Source organism: Burkholderia sp. WAC0059 (genome assembly GCF_002870125.1).
GTDB lineage: Bacteria > Pseudomonadota > Gammaproteobacteria > Burkholderiales > Burkholderiaceae > Paraburkholderia.
Genome location: NZ_PNEO01000001.1, coordinates 376,813 through 392,459 on the forward strand (window position 1 = coordinate 376,813; position 15,647 = coordinate 392,459).

At 67.7% G+C, this 15,647-nt stretch carries 14 protein-coding genes; 8 read left to right on the plus strand and 6 right to left on the minus strand.

Annotation, left to right across the window (positions count from 1 at the left end):
- Positions 1 to 172 precede the first annotated feature (172 nt).
- On the plus strand, positions 173 to 1,441 hold the full coding sequence (locus tag CY652_RS01625; RefSeq protein ID WP_102129027.1) for an EAL and HDOD domain-containing protein: 1,269 nt from the start codon (positions 173 to 175) through the stop codon (positions 1,439 to 1,441).
- Positions 1,442 to 1,466: 25 nt separating this feature from the next.
- Here the strand turns inward: CY652_RS01625 and CY652_RS01630 are convergent, their stop codons facing one another.
- Positions 1,467 to 2,930: an HDOD domain-containing protein gene (locus tag CY652_RS01630; protein ID WP_374703621.1), complete on the minus strand. Its 1,464-nt coding sequence runs from the start codon at positions 2,928 to 2,930 to the stop codon at positions 1,467 to 1,469.
- 25 nt (positions 2,931 to 2,955) lie between these two features.
- Positions 2,956 to 4,848 carry a putative bifunctional diguanylate cyclase/phosphodiesterase gene (locus CY652_RS01635; RefSeq protein WP_102128913.1) on the minus strand — a complete coding sequence of 631 codons (1,893 nt, stop codon included), beginning with the start codon at positions 4,846 to 4,848 and terminating at the stop codon, positions 2,956 to 2,958.
- 338 nt (positions 4,849 to 5,186) lie between these two features.
- Here CY652_RS01635 and CY652_RS01640 point away from each other — a divergent pair, with 338 nt between their 5' ends.
- From CY652_RS01640 to CY652_RS01650, 3 genes are all read left to right on the plus strand, one after another.
- Complete coding sequence (locus tag CY652_RS01640; RefSeq protein WP_102128914.1) at positions 5,187 to 6,497, plus strand: EAL and HDOD domain-containing protein; 1,311 nt, start codon at positions 5,187 to 5,189, stop codon at positions 6,495 to 6,497.
- Positions 6,498 to 6,589: 92 nt separating this feature from the next.
- On the plus strand, positions 6,590 to 7,150 hold the full coding sequence (locus tag CY652_RS01645) for a peroxiredoxin (RefSeq protein ID WP_102128915.1): 561 nt from the start codon (positions 6,590 to 6,592) through the stop codon (positions 7,148 to 7,150).
- A 95-nt stretch (positions 7,151 to 7,245) separates the two neighbouring features.
- Positions 7,246 to 7,710 carry a hypothetical protein gene (locus tag CY652_RS01650; protein WP_102128916.1) on the plus strand — a complete coding sequence of 155 codons (465 nt, stop codon included), beginning with the start codon at positions 7,246 to 7,248 and terminating at the stop codon, positions 7,708 to 7,710.
- Positions 7,711 to 7,805: 95 nt separating this feature from the next.
- On the opposite strand, the gene CY652_RS01655 is transcribed toward CY652_RS01650, so the two are convergent.
- Entirely contained in the window at positions 7,806 to 9,008 is a 1,203-nt protein-coding gene (locus CY652_RS01655; protein ID WP_102128917.1) for an ammonium transporter, read from the minus strand.
- Positions 9,009 to 9,321: 313 nt separating this feature from the next.
- The gene (locus CY652_RS01660) at positions 9,322 to 9,903 is read right to left on the minus strand and encodes a DJ-1/PfpI family protein (RefSeq protein ID WP_102128918.1); all 582 of its coding nucleotides are present in this window, start codon (positions 9,901 to 9,903) and stop codon (positions 9,322 to 9,324) included.
- 146 nt (positions 9,904 to 10,049) lie between these two features.
- Here CY652_RS01660 and CY652_RS01665 point away from each other — a divergent pair, with 146 nt between their 5' ends.
- From CY652_RS01665 to CY652_RS01675, 3 genes are all read left to right on the plus strand, one after another.
- On the plus strand, positions 10,050 to 10,511 hold the full coding sequence (locus CY652_RS01665; protein ID WP_102128919.1) for a hypothetical protein: 462 nt from the start codon (positions 10,050 to 10,052) through the stop codon (positions 10,509 to 10,511).
- 68 nt (positions 10,512 to 10,579) lie between these two features.
- Positions 10,580 to 11,029: an Rrf2 family transcriptional regulator gene (locus CY652_RS01670; RefSeq protein WP_102128920.1), complete on the plus strand. Its 450-nt coding sequence runs from the start codon at positions 10,580 to 10,582 to the stop codon at positions 11,027 to 11,029.
- A 141-nt stretch (positions 11,030 to 11,170) separates the two neighbouring features.
- Positions 11,171 to 11,815, plus strand: a complete 645-nt coding sequence (locus tag CY652_RS01675) for an NAD(P)-dependent oxidoreductase (protein WP_102128921.1) — start codon at positions 11,171 to 11,173, stop codon at positions 11,813 to 11,815.
- A gap of 25 nt (positions 11,816 to 11,840) precedes the next feature.
- Here the strand turns inward: CY652_RS01675 and CY652_RS01680 are convergent, their stop codons facing one another.
- Positions 11,841 to 12,419, minus strand: a complete 579-nt coding sequence (locus tag CY652_RS01680; RefSeq protein WP_102128922.1) for a cysteine dioxygenase family protein — start codon at positions 12,417 to 12,419, stop codon at positions 11,841 to 11,843.
- Between the two features lie 133 nt (positions 12,420 to 12,552).
- Between CY652_RS01680 and CY652_RS01685 the strand changes: the two genes are divergently transcribed.
- Complete coding sequence (locus CY652_RS01685) at positions 12,553 to 13,011, plus strand: Lrp/AsnC family transcriptional regulator (protein ID WP_102128923.1); 459 nt, start codon at positions 12,553 to 12,555, stop codon at positions 13,009 to 13,011.
- A 37-nt stretch (positions 13,012 to 13,048) separates the two neighbouring features.
- On the opposite strand, the gene CY652_RS01690 is transcribed toward CY652_RS01685, so the two are convergent.
- Positions 13,049 to 15,580, minus strand: coding sequence for an FUSC family protein (locus tag CY652_RS01690; protein WP_102128924.1), 2,532 nt, complete (start codon positions 15,578 to 15,580; stop codon positions 13,049 to 13,051).
- Positions 15,581 to 15,647: the final 67 nt, after the last annotated feature.

Genomic DNA, 15,647 nt, shown 5'->3' on the forward strand with positions numbered 1-15,647 from the left:
AAAATCGCGAACCGGACGATCAGAAATCGAAAGAAGGGTCACGCTTTGCGGGGGACACATGAACGACGATGCCGGCGTGCAGCCGCCATTGCAGCAACGCGTGCAGAGCGCTCACGCAGTTGAGCAGTACGAAGTCTGTTTCGCGCGTCAGCCCATCCTGAATCGCGACGGCATGCTCTGCGGTTTCGAGCTGAAGGCGCGCATCGTCCGTATCGAGTCGCCCGACGCGCCTCGGGACGCGCCGGGCGCCGTATCGGACGAATCGGACGGCGCTCCGGGCGACGGAGCGAATCCGCATGCCGGCGAGATCCGCGCGTTCGTCGGCGCGCTCGCGTCGCCGGGCCTGCGGGCCGCGCTGGCCGGACACGACGCGCAGATCGACGTGCCGGCGTGGCTGCTGTTCGACGACGGCATGCGCCACTTGCCTCCAGGCCGCTTTACGTTCGAGCTTTCGCCGGCCCTCGGCGCCGATCCGGCATTGATCGAGCGGCTCGTCAAGCTGCACGGCTACCGCTATCGCTTCGTGCTCGACGACGTCGCGCAGATCGACGACGCCTTCGCGAAACTGCTGCCTTACGTCGAGGCCGTGAAGATCGACTTCTCGCGCATCCCGCGCGTGATGCTGCCGAAGCTCGCTGAGGTGCTGAAGGCGGCGGGCAAGATCCTGATCGCCGATCACGTCGCGAACGCGGCCGATTTCTCGCTCGCGCACGAATTCGGCTTCGATCGCTTTCAGGGCTATTTTTTCGCGCTGCCGCAGGGCAGCACGCGCCATGCGAGCGCGCCTCGCCATGCGCTGCTCGACATGCTGCAATTGCTGGCTTCGGAGCCGACCGTCGCGCAGCTCGAAGCCGGACTCATGCTGAACCCCGTGCTTGTCATGCACCTGATGCGGCTCGCCAATTCGGGCCGCTTCGATCTCGGCCGCAAGGTGACGACGCTGCGCGAGGCGATCAACGCGACCGGCACGGACCGCATCGCGCGCTGGACGCAATTGCTGCTCTATGCGGACGGTCGCAAGGTGCCGCTCGAAGACGATCCGCTGCTGCAGCTCGCGGCCACGCGCGCGCGTTTCATCGAGCTGGCCATGGAACGGCTGCCCGACGCGGGACTCGGCGAAGTCGAGGCCGCGTTTCTCGTGGGGGTGTTTTCGCTCATCGACACGGTGTTCGGCGGCGCGATCGGCGGCACGCTCGACAGGCTGGCCCTCTCGCCGATGATCCGCAAGGCCATCGTCCAGCGCGAAGGGCGGCTCGGGCAGCTGCTCGACGCCGTGCAGGCGCTCGAATGCGCGAACTGGGCGCGGATCGACGAGGTGTGCGAGCGGCTCGAATCGCTGGGCGCGGCAGACGTGTCGGCGCTCGGCCTCGAGGCGGCCGAATGGGCCGGCATGGCCGACCGCAACACCGACGCGTCGGAACTCGAGCGCATCGAGGACTGACGGGCCGTCGTCCCGCGCTCTCCGGCTAAAGCACCGTGCTCTGGTTTCGCGAGAAAAAGCGCGTCAGCTCGCGTGCCAGCTCGTTGAGCGCATTCATTTCCTGCTGCGAGATGCCGGGCTGCGGCTGCGTGATCAGCCAGTCGCCGTACAGCAGCGCGGCAGGCGGCGCGTCTTCGTATCCGCCGGGCACCGGCAGCAGCACGAAGGCCCGCGCATCGCCGAACGAGCGATGAAACCAGCCGGGCAGCCGCGTCACGATTTTCGGATCGCGCGCGTTCTCGATGAAGATGCCGACCGAGTTCGCGATGGCGAGGTGAAAGACGTCGGGCTCGAACGTCGCGCTGAGCGAAAGGCCGGGCAGGGCCTCCTCGGCGCCCGGACCGAAACCGAAGCCCGCCTCGAAGAGGGGTTCGCCGCGCGAGACGAACGCGATCGTGCGCGTGAAGCCGAATCCGGCCAGCACCGTTTCCGACACCAGCGAGAGCACGGCGTCGAGCGGGCTGTCGTCGGGCAGGGCCCGCAGGTCCTCGATGCCGGCGGCGATGCGCGCCCCGGGCGTGAGGTCCGCGCGCGTCATGGCGTTGGCGCGCAGCTCGGTGATCTCGCGCATCACGCTGCCTTCGGTTTCCTCGGCGGCCAGCGAGACGCTCATTTTGACGAGCGTGTCCGAATCGGCGGCGAGCACGCGGCTGTAGCGGCACGCGAGTTCCGCGAGGCGCGCGTCGCGCGTTTCGCCGGCCAGGTCGGGCGTCGTCAGCACGCCGGCCACTTCGGTCGAATAGCTCGTGATGGCGCGCAGCCACTGCACCGGGCGCGGCTCGTCGCCGTGCGGGTCGTAGAGCGCCATGCCCGAGCGAATCTGCTCGGGCAGTCGCCAGCGCACCGCCGCTTCGAGTCCGAGTTCCGCGAACGTCACGCCGAGCGCGGTCTGGGCGGCCTCGTCCTCGCCGATGCCGTCGGTGACGCTGCGGCCAATCTGGTCCCATTCCGCGTCGAGGTAGCAGACGACGAGCAGCTTGCCGACCTGGCGCATCAGCGTGCAGACCACCGCCTCTTCGGCCGTGCGCAGGTCGTCGTGCTCGGTGAGCTTGCGCGCCACGCAACTGGAGAGCATCGTGCGGTTCAGCTCGAGCTTCGCGTCGATGCGGCGCGACGCGCTGTGATGGAAGTGATCGACGATCTTCAGCCCGACCACGAGATGGCCGACCGCGTCCATGCCGAGCACCGTCAGCGCGCGCGTGATGGTCGTGATGTTGCCGCCGAACGCCATGTACATGGCCGAGTTCGCGAGCCGCAGCACCTTTTGCGTCAGCGCGAAGTCGGAAAGCACGATCTGCACGAGTGCGCCGAAGTCGAGCTCGTCGCTGTTCACGGCGGCCATCGTGCTGCGCAACGCCTGCGAGAGCATCGGGAAGTCGCCGCGCTCGTTCATCCGCGTCCAGAGCCGCTCGAGCAGTACCGTTTTCGTCGTTGTCTGCGCCATGTCGATCATGGAAGGGCGGGGCGCAGAATCATCAGGCCGCCTCCCGGTGGAGATAGAGCGCGCGCGACTCGAAGCGCTGCGCCAGTTCTTCCGACGGCAGCGCCTTGCAGACGAGCCACCCCTGGATGTGATCGCAGCCCATCTTCGTGAGCAGCTCACGCTGGGCTTCCGTTTCCACGCCTTCGGCCACGAGCTCGAGTTCGAGCGTGCGCGCGAGCCCGACGACGGCGTTGACGATCGCCTGGTCGTTGCGCGAGGTGAGCAGGTTCTCGACGAAGCTGCGGTCGATCTTCAGCTTCGAGAGCGGGAAGCGCTGGAGGTAGGCGAGGCTCGAATAGCCGGTGCCGAAATCGTCGATGGCGAAGCCGATGCCGAGCGCCGTGAGGTCCTCGAGCAGCGCGCGCGCATGGACCGGGTCGTGCATGAGCAGACTTTCCGTGATCTCGAACACGAGCCGGCCGGGATCGACGCCGGTCAGCTCGATCGCTTCGTACACGCTGTCCTTGAAGTGCGGATTGCGAAATTGTTGCGGGGACACGTTGACGGCGATGTATTGAAGTGAAATGCCCTGCTCGTCCCACTTGGCGAGCTGCATGCAGGCGGCCTTCAGAACCCAGTTGCCGAGATAATTAATCAGCCCGACCGATTCCGCAAGCGGAATAAAAGTCGAGGGCGGGACGAGCCCGTGCACCGGATGCTGCCAGCGCATCAGCGCTTCCACGCCGACGACGCCGTGCGTCTGGCTGCTCGTGATGGGCTGGAAGTGCAGCGAGAACTCGCCGTTGCGCACGCCGTCGTAGAGGTCCGATTCGAGCTTCAGCCGCTCGGCGTCGGCGGGGTCGTCGTCGGGCACGTGCAGCGCGAGCGTGTTGCCGCCCGAGGCTTTCGCGCGCTGCAGCGCCTGGTCGGCCCAGCGCAGCACCGGGCTCGCGTTGCCGTTGCGCGCGGCGTTGTCGGCCGCGTGCCGGGCGTCCGGATAGAGCGCGATGCCGATGCTGGCCGACAGGTGCACGGGCTGTTCGCAGAACAGATAGGGTTCCAGGACGGCCGTGAGCAGCCGGCGCCCGAGCGTTTCGGCTTCGGCCTGCAGGGTTTGCGCGTCCACGCCGGCGCGCGGCGCGATAAGAATGGCGAATTCGTCGCTGCCGGCATGCGCGATCAGCTCGCCCTGCTGGGCGAGGTTCGTGATCCGGCGCGCCGTCTCGCGCAGCATCTCGTCGCCCGCGTCGTAGCCGAGCGCGCGATTGACGCGCTGGTAGCTGTCGATGTCGAGCACCAGCAGGGCGGCCGGCAGGCCGCTCGCGTCGGCGTCGGCCTGCATGCGCGCCAGCGCCGACGCGAGCGCGGCCTGGTTCGGCAGCGCCGTGAGCGGGTCGTGATGGAGCGCGTGCGTGAGGCGTGCCTCCGTGGCCTGCCGGTCCGACACGTCGAAGCCCGCGACCGCGTAGCCGTCGACGCCCGCGTAAGGCGCGCGCAGCACGCGCAGCTCGACCGTCAGCGGGTAAGTGAGCGAGCGCACGAGATCGACGGTGGCTTTCTCGGTGCGGCTGCTCGCGGCGGCGCGTTCGAGCAGGGCGTCGAGCCGGGGCAGGTCGGCGGCCGCGACCAGGTCGCGCAGCGTCGCGTCCCGCAGATAGGCGCGGGGGTAGCCGGCAAAGCGCAGGCTCGCATCCGAGACATACAGGAAGCGCAGTCTTTCGTCGACGTGGACGAAGAAATCGACTGCGCCGGCCGTCGTTTCGAGCGCCGCTCCGGCCGCGTTCTGCGCGAATCGGGTTCCGCGCGGGCCGGCGTCGGCGGCGTCATTGGCGGCGTTCGCCGGGCCTTCGCGCGCGTCGTCGTCGCGTCTCACGAGGGCGTAAAGCCGGTCGAGGGCTTTACGCAACCTGCGCGGGCGGAGCGCGGTCATTCTGTTCGCTTCCATGTGTGTTGCTGGCAATCTCTCGCTCATGTACGGGCCAGGCTGCCCCACTATGCTCGCTGGCAGCGCCCGCCGGCCCGTTGGGGCCAGATCGGTTGGGCGTCTGGAAACGTTTGTCATACAGTTATCGGCTTCTGCGGGACAAATCTTTAGCCCGAATGCAAAAAGCGTCGGGTTCCTTGCCGGATCGGAGCACGGGCAGGAAGCAGGTGCGACTGTATAAGGATTCGGTTAAAGTGGTGCGACCATGCCGCCGCCATTCGCCCGCCCGCAAGGGCTCGCCTGCCCGCCCGTCGCGCCTGACCGGACCGGCGCCGTGCGTTCTCCGGAGCCGCGCCCCCATGCCTGATCCGTCGTCGACGCACGATCCGCCGGCCGTCGAGGCGGCCGGCGCCGACGCCAGCGCGGAACTGCCGTTCGTCTATCTGGGGCGCCAGCCGATTCTCGACCGCGACGGCGCGATCACGGCCTACGAGTTGCTGTTCCGCGCGAGCCCGGTCAACCGGGCGGAAGTGACCGACGACGGGCTCGCGACGGCCCAGGTGATCGTCCGCGCGCTCGGCAATCTCGGCGTGCAGGCCGTGCTGGGGCAACACGCCGGCTATGTGAACGTGGGTCGCGACCTGCTGTTCGACGACATCCTGTATCTGCTTTCTCCCGCGTGCTTCGTGCTCGAAGTGCTTGAGCACGTCCGGTTCGACGAGCCCGTGCGCCAGCGCGTCGACCAGTTGCGCCGGCGCGGCTTCCGGATCGCGCTCGACGACGTCGTCGCCTGCGACGACGCATTCCTCGCGGCGCTGCCCCATGCCGACATCGTGAAGGTCGACCTGCTGCAGGTCGATCGCGCCGCGCTGCCCGGGCTGGCCGCGACCGTCATCGCCGCCGGCAAGCAGCTCGTGGCGGAGAAAGTCGAGACGCGCGAGGACTTCGACCTGACCTTCTCGCTCGGCTTCCATCTGTTCCAGGGCTATTTCTTCGCGCGTCCCCAGGTGCTCAGCATGCCGCGCACGCGCTCCTCGCAGGCCGGGCTGACGAGACTCCTGACGCTCGTCGCTTCCCATGCCGGCGTGGACGAGCTCGAAACCGAGCTCAAGGCTCACCCGGGCGTGGTCGTGCAACTGCTGCGGCTCGTCAACTCGTCGACGCTGGGCCTGACGAAGCCGATTTCGTCCTTGCGCGAGGCGGTGCTCGCGGCCGGCCGGCGCCGGATCGCGCGCTGGACGCAGCTCCTGCTCTACGCGAGCGATCACGATTTGCCCTGGGGTTCCGATCCGCTCGTGCAACTGGCCGGCACGCGCGCCTGCTTCATGGAGCTGGCCGCCCGCGCGCTGCGGCCCGACGATGCGGCGTTCGCCGACGCGGCGTTCATGACCGGCGTGTTTTCGCTGCTGCACGTGCTCGTCGATTCGACGGGCGACGATGCGCTCGGTCGTCTCGGCCTCGCGCAGCCGATTCGCGACGCGGTGGGCAGCCGCGACGGCGACCTGGGCGTGTTGTTGCGTATTGCGCTCGCGGTCGAGCGCGGCGATGATGCCGGGGCGCAGGCGCTCGTCGCGGCGCAGGGCGGCGCGTTCGCGATGCTGACGCCGGCCCGGCTCGCTGAACTCAATCTCGGCGCGCTCGCCTGGTTCACGGCGCGCGGCGGCATCTAGCCCCTGCGCGCGTGCGCCGCCACGGCGGGCACGGAGCATCGGAAAAGAAGTCGATAACCACGATTCGCGGGACCATTGTGAGGATTCGGGACATGAAACGTAGCAGGATCGCGGCGGTGAGCGCAGCGCTCGCCGCTCTCTCGCTGCATGCGCTGACCGCGCAGGCGACGCTCAAGCCGGGCCAGCACGCGCCCGATTTCACGGCCGAAGCCTCGCTCGGCGGCAAGACCTATCGCTACTCATTGGCGGACGCGCTCAGGAAGGGGCCGGTCGTGCTGTACTTCTATCCGGCCGCCTTCACGAAGGGTTGCACGATCGAGGCGCACGAGTTCGCCGACGCCGTGGACGAGTATCGAAAGTACGGCGCGACGGTGATCGGAGTCTCGCACGACAACATCGCCACGCTGACGAAGTTCTCGGTGAGCGAGTGCCGCAGCAAGTTCCCGGTCGCGGCCGACGAAAGCGGCCGGATCATCAAGTCCTACGACGCGGCCATGCCGATGCACGAATCGCTGGCCAACCGCGTGTCGTACGTGATCGCGCCGGACGGCACGATTCTCTACGAGTACACGAGCCTTTCGCCCGACCAGCACGTCGCGAACACGCTGCAGGCCGTCAAGGCCTGGGCCGCGCAGCACCCGCAGTCGCAATGACCGTTGCGGTTTCCCTCCACGGCCGGGCGCCGGCCGTCCCGCCTTCTTTCGGGCGGGACGGCGCGCCGCGCGTCGAAGCGCGGACGTCCTGAAGCATGCCGATTCTCGTTTTGCTGCTGGCGTTCGTCGCGCTCGTCTACGGCGCGGTGCGCGCATTCGATACGCTGGCAGCACGGTTCGGAACGGATGTAGCGATCGGCGCGGCGGTCGTCGTCGCGGCGGCCCTCGCCGTGGCGCTCGCCGCTTTCCTGCGCCGTCGTCGCGACGTCGCCGCCAATCTGCACGACGGCGACTGGACGCACGGCCTCTCGGACGATTGGGGCGAGATACGTCTCGCTGCCGACAAAAGGCTCTGCGACGTGCGAGTCGGCGCGACGCGCGGCTCGTACATCTTCGCCGATCTGCAGGGCGCGCGGCCCGAGCGGGAGGGCGCGGGCTGGCGCGTCGCGTTGCGGGTGAGCGACCGGGGCCAGCCGCTATGGCTGCTGCCGATGCGCAGCGAGCGCGAGGCGAAGCGCTGGGCGCGGATCTTGACGCTCGCGATCGCGCAGCGTCTGTAGGAAGCCGGGCGTGGCCGCGCCCGGCATTTCGCCCGACGTCGCGGGCGCGCGGCTGAGCGGGTCGATGTCGACGGCGATCCGGAGCGGGTTCCCGGTCAGCGCGCGCTCTCCTGTTCCGGCGTGGCGGAGATGCGGTGAATCGACAGGTCGGCGCCGTTGTATTCCTCTTCCAGGTCGATGCGCAGCCCGACCGTGACGCGCAGCACGCCGTACACGAGCGTGCCGCCCAGCGTCGCGACGACGATGCCGCCGAGCGTGCCGACGAGCTGCGAGGCGAACGATACGCCGCCCACGCCGCCGAGCGCCGGCAGGCCGAAGATGCCGGCCGCGAGGCCGCCCCACGCGCCGCACAGTCCGTGCAGCGGCCAGACGCCGAGCACGTCGTCGATGCGCCAGCGGTTCTGCACGCAGGTGAACATCGTGACGAACAGCACGCCGGCGATCGCGCCCGTGACGAGCGCCCCCAGCGGATGCATGACGTCCGAGCCCGCGCAGACGGCCACGAGGCCGGCAAGCGGTCCGTTGTAGGTGAAGCCGGGGTCGTTGCGGCCGGCCGCCCAGGCGGCCAGCGTGCCGCCCACCATGGCCATCAGCGAGTTGACGGCGACGAGGCCGCTGATCTTGTCGAGGGTCTGCGCGCTCATCACGTTGAAGCCGAACCAGCCGACGGCCAGCACCCAGGCGCCGAGCGCGAGGAACGGGATGCTCGACGGCGGATGCGCGACGACGCGGCCGTCGCGGTGATAGCGTCCGTGACGCGCGCCGAGCAGCAGCACGGCGGGCAGCGCCACCCAGCCGCCGAACGCGTGTACCACCACCGATCCGGCGAAGTCGTGGAACGGCGCGCCGAACATTCGGGTCAGCCCGTCCTGCAAGCCGAAGCGGTCGTTCCACGCGATGCCCTCGAAGAACGGATAGATGAAGCCGACGATGACGAAGGTCGCGAAAAGCTGCGGGTTGAACTTCGAACGCTCGGCGATGCCGCCGGAGACGATCGCGGGAATCGCCGCGGCGAACGTCAGCAGGAAGAAAAAGCGCACGAGCGCATAGCCGTTGTGGGCGGCCAGCAGATCGGCGCGGGCGAAGAACTGGACGCCGTAGGCGATCGTGTAGCCGATGAAGAAATAGGCGAGCGTCGAAACGGAGAAATCGACGAGGATTTTGACCAGTGCGTTGACCTGGTTTTTCCGGCGTACCGTGCCGAGCTCGAGAAACGCGAAGCCGGCGTGCATCGCAAATACCATGGTGGCGCCGAGTAGCAGAAAGAGCGTATCGGCGCCTGTCTTCAGATTGTCCATCCCTTGTCCCGCTTGTGCTCAAAAATGGCGCAGGATTAAGCAAGAGATGGGCCAGAAGTGATCGATTATGGTGAGGGCGGGTTGAATTTAGCGCGTTTCCGCACCGATTCAGGGATTTTGTCGGCGGCGGAACGGTGCCGGCAGAGTGCGGGATTGCCCTTTATTTGTGCGTAAACACCAGATTGGACATTAATCGCTCGCTTGTTGGGCAGGCTTCCGTGGTCCTCATTCCGCCTGTGCTTCCGGCCGACAGAGCGGCGAGCCCCATCGGCCGGAACAGTGGCGTCTGACCTGGCGCGGCCCGCGCCGAATTTCACAGCTCGATTCGCGTGCCGAGCAGCACGAGGAATTGCCGCAGCCACTCGGGGTGAGCGGGCCAGGCCGGCGCCGTCACGAACGGCGCGTCGGTCACGGCGGCGTCGATGGGAATGTCCGCGTATTCGCCGCCCGCGAGACGCACCTCGGGCGCGCAGGCCGGGTAGGCCGAGATGCGCTTGCCGCGGATTACCTCGGCAGCGGCAAGCAATTGCCCCGCGTGGCAGATGGCGGCGATCGGCTTCTGTGCGCCGGCGAAGTAGCGTACGAGGTCGAGCACTTTCGGATTGAGGCGCAGATACTCGGGCGCGCGGCCGCCCGCGATCGCGAGCGCGTCGTAGCTGGTGGGATCGACGTCGTCGAACGACGCGTTCAGCGTGAACTGGTGTCCGGGCTTCTCGGAATAGGTCTGGTCGCCTTCGAAGTCGTGAATCGCGGTCTTCACGCGCTCGCCGGCCTTCTTGCCGGGACAGACGGCGTCCACCACGTGGCCGACCGCCTGCAATGCCTGGAACGGCACCATCGTTTCGTAGTCTTCGGCGAAATCGCCGGTCAGAAACAGGATTTTCCTGGCTGCCATCGCATACCTCCGGAGTGGAATAGTGGGAACACGCCCGACATCGAACGAGTCTACTCCAGCATGTTTGAACAATCCGTAACAGCGGCAGGACCGGCGCGCAGGGACGATGGACGTGCCCTCGCGCCATCGCCCAGGAGGGCCTTTCGATGACGACGACGTTTCCCGATGCGCCGCAGTCGCGGTGTTGGCGCGTTGTTTCTGTGCTGGCCTGCGTCTTGCTCGCGGCCGGTTGCGAAAAGCACGGCACGCCGTCCGGCAATGCGGACAACGAGGCCGCCAGCTCGGCGCAGCAAATCGGGCAACAGGCGGAGAAGAAGCTCGACGAAATCGCCCGTCACGTCGATCGGCAGGTGGACGCGGCGCGTGCCGACGCGCAGCGGCGTTTTGCCGGGATGGCGTCGCAGTCTGGGGCGGGAGGGTCCGGCTCGGCATCGGCGGCGCATGGGCAGTGGCACGAGGCGGCCAGCGCCGCTCACTCGGTACTGGGCCATGCGGCGGCCGCAACCGGGGACGAGCTGCAGACGGCCGGCCGCTCGTTGCAGCAATGGGCGGACAGGAACGGCGCCGCGTCGGAAGCGGGGGCATCGCGCGATCAGGGCGCGCCTTGACGATAACAATTGACGGCCCGGATTAATGTAACTAAGATAGTTTCAATTATTGGACGTATGGAACCGGATTGAACACCAGTAGCCGCTTTGCGTTTGCGGTGCATGTGCTTGCGCTGCTGTCGCGACAGGAAGGCGTACCGCTGTCGTCGGAAATGATCGCGGGCAGCGTCAACACGAATCCCGCGCTGATCCGCCGGTTGCTGACGATGCTGGCCGAGGCCGGCCTGACGACCTCGCAGCTCGGCGCCGGCGGCGGTGCGTTGCTGGCGCGCGAACCGCAGGCGGTGACGCTGCTCGACGTCTATCGGGCCGTGGACGAAGGCCAGCTTTTCGCCTTGCACCGGGAAGCGCCGAATCCGGCCTGCGTCGTGGGGCGCAACATCCAGCACGTGCTGCGCGATGTGATCGACGACGCGCAGCGGGCGATGGAAACTTCGCTGGCGGCACGGACGCTGGCCGACGTGACGGCGGACGTGGTGCGCAACGAGCGGCGGCTGGCGCGGCGGCGTAGCGGATAGTCGGCCTGATCGCGTTGCCGCGAGACGCTTCGGACGGTCCGGCTGGGCCGGGCTGGCCCAAAGGAAAGGAGGCGCCGCCTCCGTTTTTTTCTTCTTATATGTAACTATTATGGTTACATTAGTTGCAACAGGAGCATTGAAATGAGCAGAACGTTGAACATCGCCCTCTTCGGAGCAACGGGGGTCATCGGATCGCGAATTGTCGGGGAGGCCGTGCGGCGCGGTCATCGCGTGAGCGCGCTCGTGCGCCATCCCGGGCGCGTGGCGGCTACCGCCGCCGTCCGGGCGGAAAAAGTCGACGTATCCGACCCGGCCGGCGTCGCGGCGGCCGTGCGCGGCCACGACGTCGTGGCAAGCGCCTATGCGCCGCCACGGGAGCGGCTCGACGACGTGTCGGTCGTCGCGCGGGCGCTCGTCGAGGGACTCCGGGCGGTGGGGCTGAAGCGGCTCGTCGTCGTGGGCGGCGCGGGGTCGCTGCTGGCGGCGCCGGGCACGCAACTCGTGGACACCGACGGCTTTCCCGACGCGTACAAGCCGATCGCGCTTGCGCATCGGTCGGCGCTCGATTATTTCCGCACGGTGTCCGATCTCGACTGGACCTTTTTTGCCCCCGCCGCGCTCATCGCGCCCGGCGAGCGCACGGGGCGGTTCAGGACAGGGGCCGGCACGCTGATTGCCGATGCGGACGGCAATAGCCGGATCTCCGCCGAGGATTACGCCGTCGCGTTCGTCGACGAACTCGAGCAGGGCCGCTTCGTCAGGCAGGTGGCCACGGCGGCTTACTGAACGGCCGCCGCCGGATGTCGGACCTTCAAGCCGCGTGGGCCAACGGCAACACGTCGTTGACGTGCGTGCCGATCTGCTGGCCGGTCACGCCGTAGACGTGCAGCGAAACGACGGGCGCATCGCCGCTGTTGGCCAGCCGATGCGCCGCGCCGCGGCCCCGTCCCGCGAACGAGACGGCGCCTGCCGCGCGCGGCCGCGAGCGAGTTTCGCGTGCATGGCCGGCGGCCTCGTCCCAGGTGTAGAGCGTTTCGGTCAGCGTGCCGTCGAGGACGGCATAGCCGCACCACGTGTGATGCGCATGCACGGGGCTCGCCTGGCCGGGCGGCCAGACGAGCGACGCGACGGCATAGCGGCCTCGCGGGTCGGCGAAAATCAGATGACGCTGATAGGTTCCGGTGCCGCAGGCGCGCTGCGCCGGCGTGACGAGCGCGTCGTCGGCCAGCGCGGCCTCGAGCGCTGTGCGAATGCCGTGGCCGAGCGCTTCGTCGCCGCGGGCCGGACTGGCGGTTTCGAAGGCCGCCTCGAGCGCGATCCGAAGACGTTCGACGGCCGCCGTGGCCGCGGCGTCGGCGCGAAAGCGATGTGGTTCGGCAGGCAGATTCATCGTGTGTTCCCTGACGGCGTTGGCGTGAATTCGACCACCATTTATAGCCGTTTATCGAGAGAAGAAGTTTCCATATAATTCCCTCTGAATCGGAATTTATAGAAAAATATTTTACGAATGGGGGTGAAAAGGCATGGATATGATCGACAGGAAGCTCGTCGAGCTGCTGCAAGCGGATGCGACGATGCCGGTCGCCGAGCTGGCGCAGCGCGTCAACCTTTCGCAGACGCCATGCTGGAAGCGTATTCAGCGGCTCAGGGAAACCGGCGTGATTCGCGCCCAGGTGGCGCTGTGCGATCCGAAGAAGCTCGGCGTCGGAACGACGGTGTTCGTCGCGGTGCGCACGAATCTGCATACCGAGGACTGGGCCCAGACGTTCACGCGCGCGTTGCGCGACATTCCGGAAATCGTCGAGGCGTACCGGATGAGCGGCGAAACCGACTATCTGCTGCGCGTCGTTGTCTCCGACATCGAGGACTACGACCGCGTGTACAAGCAGTTGATCCGGGCGGTGCCGCTGTTCGACGTCAGTTCGAGCTTCGCGATGGAGCAGCTAAAGTTTTCGACCGCGCTGCCCGTGCGCCTGCCCTGAAGCGTCGTCGCCGCAACGGCGTTTCCGACGGCGTTTTTCATGCATCGGGCAGCCGGATCACGCTTGCGTCCTTGCGAATCAGCCACGAGGCCGCGAGCATCTGTTTGCACTGGTGCGCCAGCAGTTTCAACTCCTGGGCCGCGTCGGCCGTGGCGCCCAGTTCGCGTTCGGCGTCGATCACCATGGTGTCGAGTGCGCGCGTCAACCGCTTCGTGATCTCGGCCTGATCGGCGGGCACGGCTTCCCCGGCCCCGGCGGCATCGAGATTGTCCCGCACGCACGACAGCGCCTGCTGCAGCGCTTCGCGCGGCGCCTCGTTCTGCCGTGCCGGGCTGCGCAGCAGCGCAGCGGCGGCCGTGATCTGCGAGGCCAGCACGTGGCTGCGGACGAGCAGGTCGTTGAGCTCGGGGACGAACTTCTGCGCGGACTTCGGTTCGAGCATCATGCGCTGGAAGGCCTGGCCGAGATTGGCGAACGCGACGTGGACGTTCTTGCGCGCCAGTCGGTAGCGGTAGTCGCGCTCGAGCGACGATGCGGCCGCGCCGGCCGCCGCCACGCGAAGGCGCAGCGACGGCGATGCCTGGGCTTGGGCTTGTGCCGACTGTCCCGGCGCGTCGCCGGTCTCGGGCGGTTCGTTCTTTACGTCGTCCGTCGTATTTTGGCCGGCGGCCGGCGAGGCGTTTTCCGCGGCCGTGGTCGCCGCCGCTGCTGCCGCGCCGACCAGCGCCCCGGCGGCAACGACCGCTCCGGTTTGAGCCGCGGCCGCCTCGGCGCTGCCCGCCGCCATCGCCACGGCCGGCGCGCGCGCGCCGGCCTCGGTCACGGCCTCGCTCGCGACCGCCGAGGCGGCGGCGCGGCCGCCGCTCCACCCGCTGGCGTCGAGATACTGGCGGGTCGCGGCGATCATCGCGTTCACGAGCTTGCCCATCAGCCGGTATTCCCAGTACGGGAACAGATGGCTCGCGGCAATGGCGATCGCGCAGCCGATCACCGTGTCGATGGCGCGTTCGCCGATGATGCGCAGGTCGCCCGGCGCGAGCAGATGGAACATCATCAGCACGTAGGCCGACGTGAACACGACGCTCGCCGTGTAGTTGAAGAGCAGCAGGCTGTAGCTCATCACCATCGAGGCGAACATCGCCACGAGCAGCACGGCCGGATGCTTGACGAGCAGGATCAGCGTCATGCTCGCCGTGCAGCCGATCAGCGTCCCGACGATCCGCTGCGCGTTGCGCTGGCGCGTGAGCGAATAGCCGGGCTTCATGATGATGACGGTCGTCATCACGATCCAGTATGCGTTGGTGAGCGGCAGCAGCCGGCCGAGCCAGAAGCCGATGGCCACGGCGATCGTCACGCGCAGCGCGTGGCGGAAGCTCGGCGAGGCCATCGTCAGGTTCGAGAAGAGTTGCCGCAGCGGCACGCGGCGGCCCGAGACGAAGCGCTGCAGCGCCTCGTCGATGCGCAGCTCGGTTTCGGTCGTGTGCGTCTCGTTCGCGAGGCTGCGGCGCATCCGGTCGATGAGCCGCGTGGCGCTCCAGATGCGCCGGAACGTGGCGGCAATCGCGGCGTAGGCTTCGGGGTCCTTCTGCGGCACGTCGTTCTTGCGCATCAGCTCGAGTTCGTACTCGATCGCGCGCAGTTCGGCCTTCACGTTGATGCGCGCGCGCGGCGCGCGATTCTGCAGCACCGCGAGGCCGATGTCCTCGAGATCGGCGGCGGCCTTGCGGATCAGGTCGCGATAGAACACGAGCAGGTCCGATCCGCCGAACGTGTTGCGCACGAGCGGATAGTCGGTGTGGGTGCCGACGAACAGCTCGTGCAGATCGACCGTGTTGATGAACAGGTTGAAGTGCATCGCGCGGCGCGCGTCGAGTTCGCCGCTCCTGAATTTCGGCAGGTTGCGCAGCACGATGTCGCGCGCCGCGTCCTGGCGCTCGACGGCCGCGATCTGTTTCGCGACGAGGTTGCGATAGCACTCGTCGAGATCGTTGTCGAGGTCGAAGAACTGGGCGCGCGCGAGCAGATAGTCCGAGCAGGCGAACACGCTTTCGGCGAGCGCCTGCTGCTCGATGCGGCTCACCAGCAGATGGCTCACGAACGTGGCCCAGGACGTGTACCAGAGCCCGCCGAGCAGAATCCACGCGGCGTTGGCGAGCGCTTCCCACGGCGTGAAATGCGCGTCGAGCGTCATGACCATCATGAACAGCGTCGCGAAGCTGATTTGCGGCCAGCGGTTGCCGTAGACGACGATCAGCGAGAGCACGAACGTGAGCGGCACGACGGCGCACCAGAGCGCGAGGCCGTTGACGGTCGCGAGGCCCGTCGCGAACGCGGACAGGAACCCGATCGCGCTGCACGCCAGCATCTCGTTGCGCTTGTACTTGAGCGGGCCGGGCATGTCGACGGCGCAGGCGCCGAGCGCGCCCGTCGAGATCGTGAAGCCGAGGTCGCTGTCGTGGAATACGAGCAGGCACAGGATGGCCGGCAGCGAGATGCCGACCGCGATGCGCAGGCCGCCGTAGAAATACTGGCTATACAGGAATTTTTTGACTTCTACCGAATAGCGCATCGACTGCTGGTGAGGTTCGGAAGCGGACGTAACGACGGGCAGGCAACGGGTTGCGTCGGCGGATTGC

Coding starts and splice junctions, on each gene's coding strand:
- CY652_RS01685 (WP_102128923.1), top strand. CDS start 12,553: ATGGATATGATCGACAGGAAGCTCGTCGAGCTGCTGCAAGCGGATGCG.
- CY652_RS01665 (WP_102128919.1), top strand. CDS start 10,050: ATGACGACGACGTTTCCCGATGCGCCGCAGTCGCGGTGTTGGCGCGTT.
- CY652_RS01655 (WP_102128917.1), bottom strand. CDS start 9,008: ATGGACAATCTGAAGACAGGCGCCGATACGCTCTTTCTGCTACTCGGC.
- CY652_RS01690 (WP_102128924.1), bottom strand. CDS start 15,580: ATGCGCTATTCGGTAGAAGTCAAAAAATTCCTGTATAGCCAGTATTTC.
- CY652_RS01635 (WP_102128913.1), bottom strand. CDS start 4,848: ATGGAAGCGAACAGAATGACCGCGCTCCGCCCGCGCAGGTTGCGTAAA.
- CY652_RS01675 (WP_102128921.1), top strand. CDS start 11,171: ATGAGCAGAACGTTGAACATCGCCCTCTTCGGAGCAACGGGGGTCATC.
- CY652_RS01650 (WP_102128916.1), top strand. CDS start 7,246: ATGCCGATTCTCGTTTTGCTGCTGGCGTTCGTCGCGCTCGTCTACGGC.
- CY652_RS01680 (WP_102128922.1), bottom strand. CDS start 12,419: ATGAATCTGCCTGCCGAACCACATCGCTTTCGCGCCGACGCCGCGGCC.
- CY652_RS01640 (WP_102128914.1), top strand. CDS start 5,187: ATGCCTGATCCGTCGTCGACGCACGATCCGCCGGCCGTCGAGGCGGCC.
- CY652_RS01645 (WP_102128915.1), top strand. CDS start 6,590: ATGAAACGTAGCAGGATCGCGGCGGTGAGCGCAGCGCTCGCCGCTCTC.
- CY652_RS01625 (WP_102129027.1), top strand. CDS start 173: ATGCTCTGCGGTTTCGAGCTGAAGGCGCGCATCGTCCGTATCGAGTCG.
- CY652_RS01660 (WP_102128918.1), bottom strand. CDS start 9,903: ATGGCAGCCAGGAAAATCCTGTTTCTGACCGGCGATTTCGCCGAAGAC.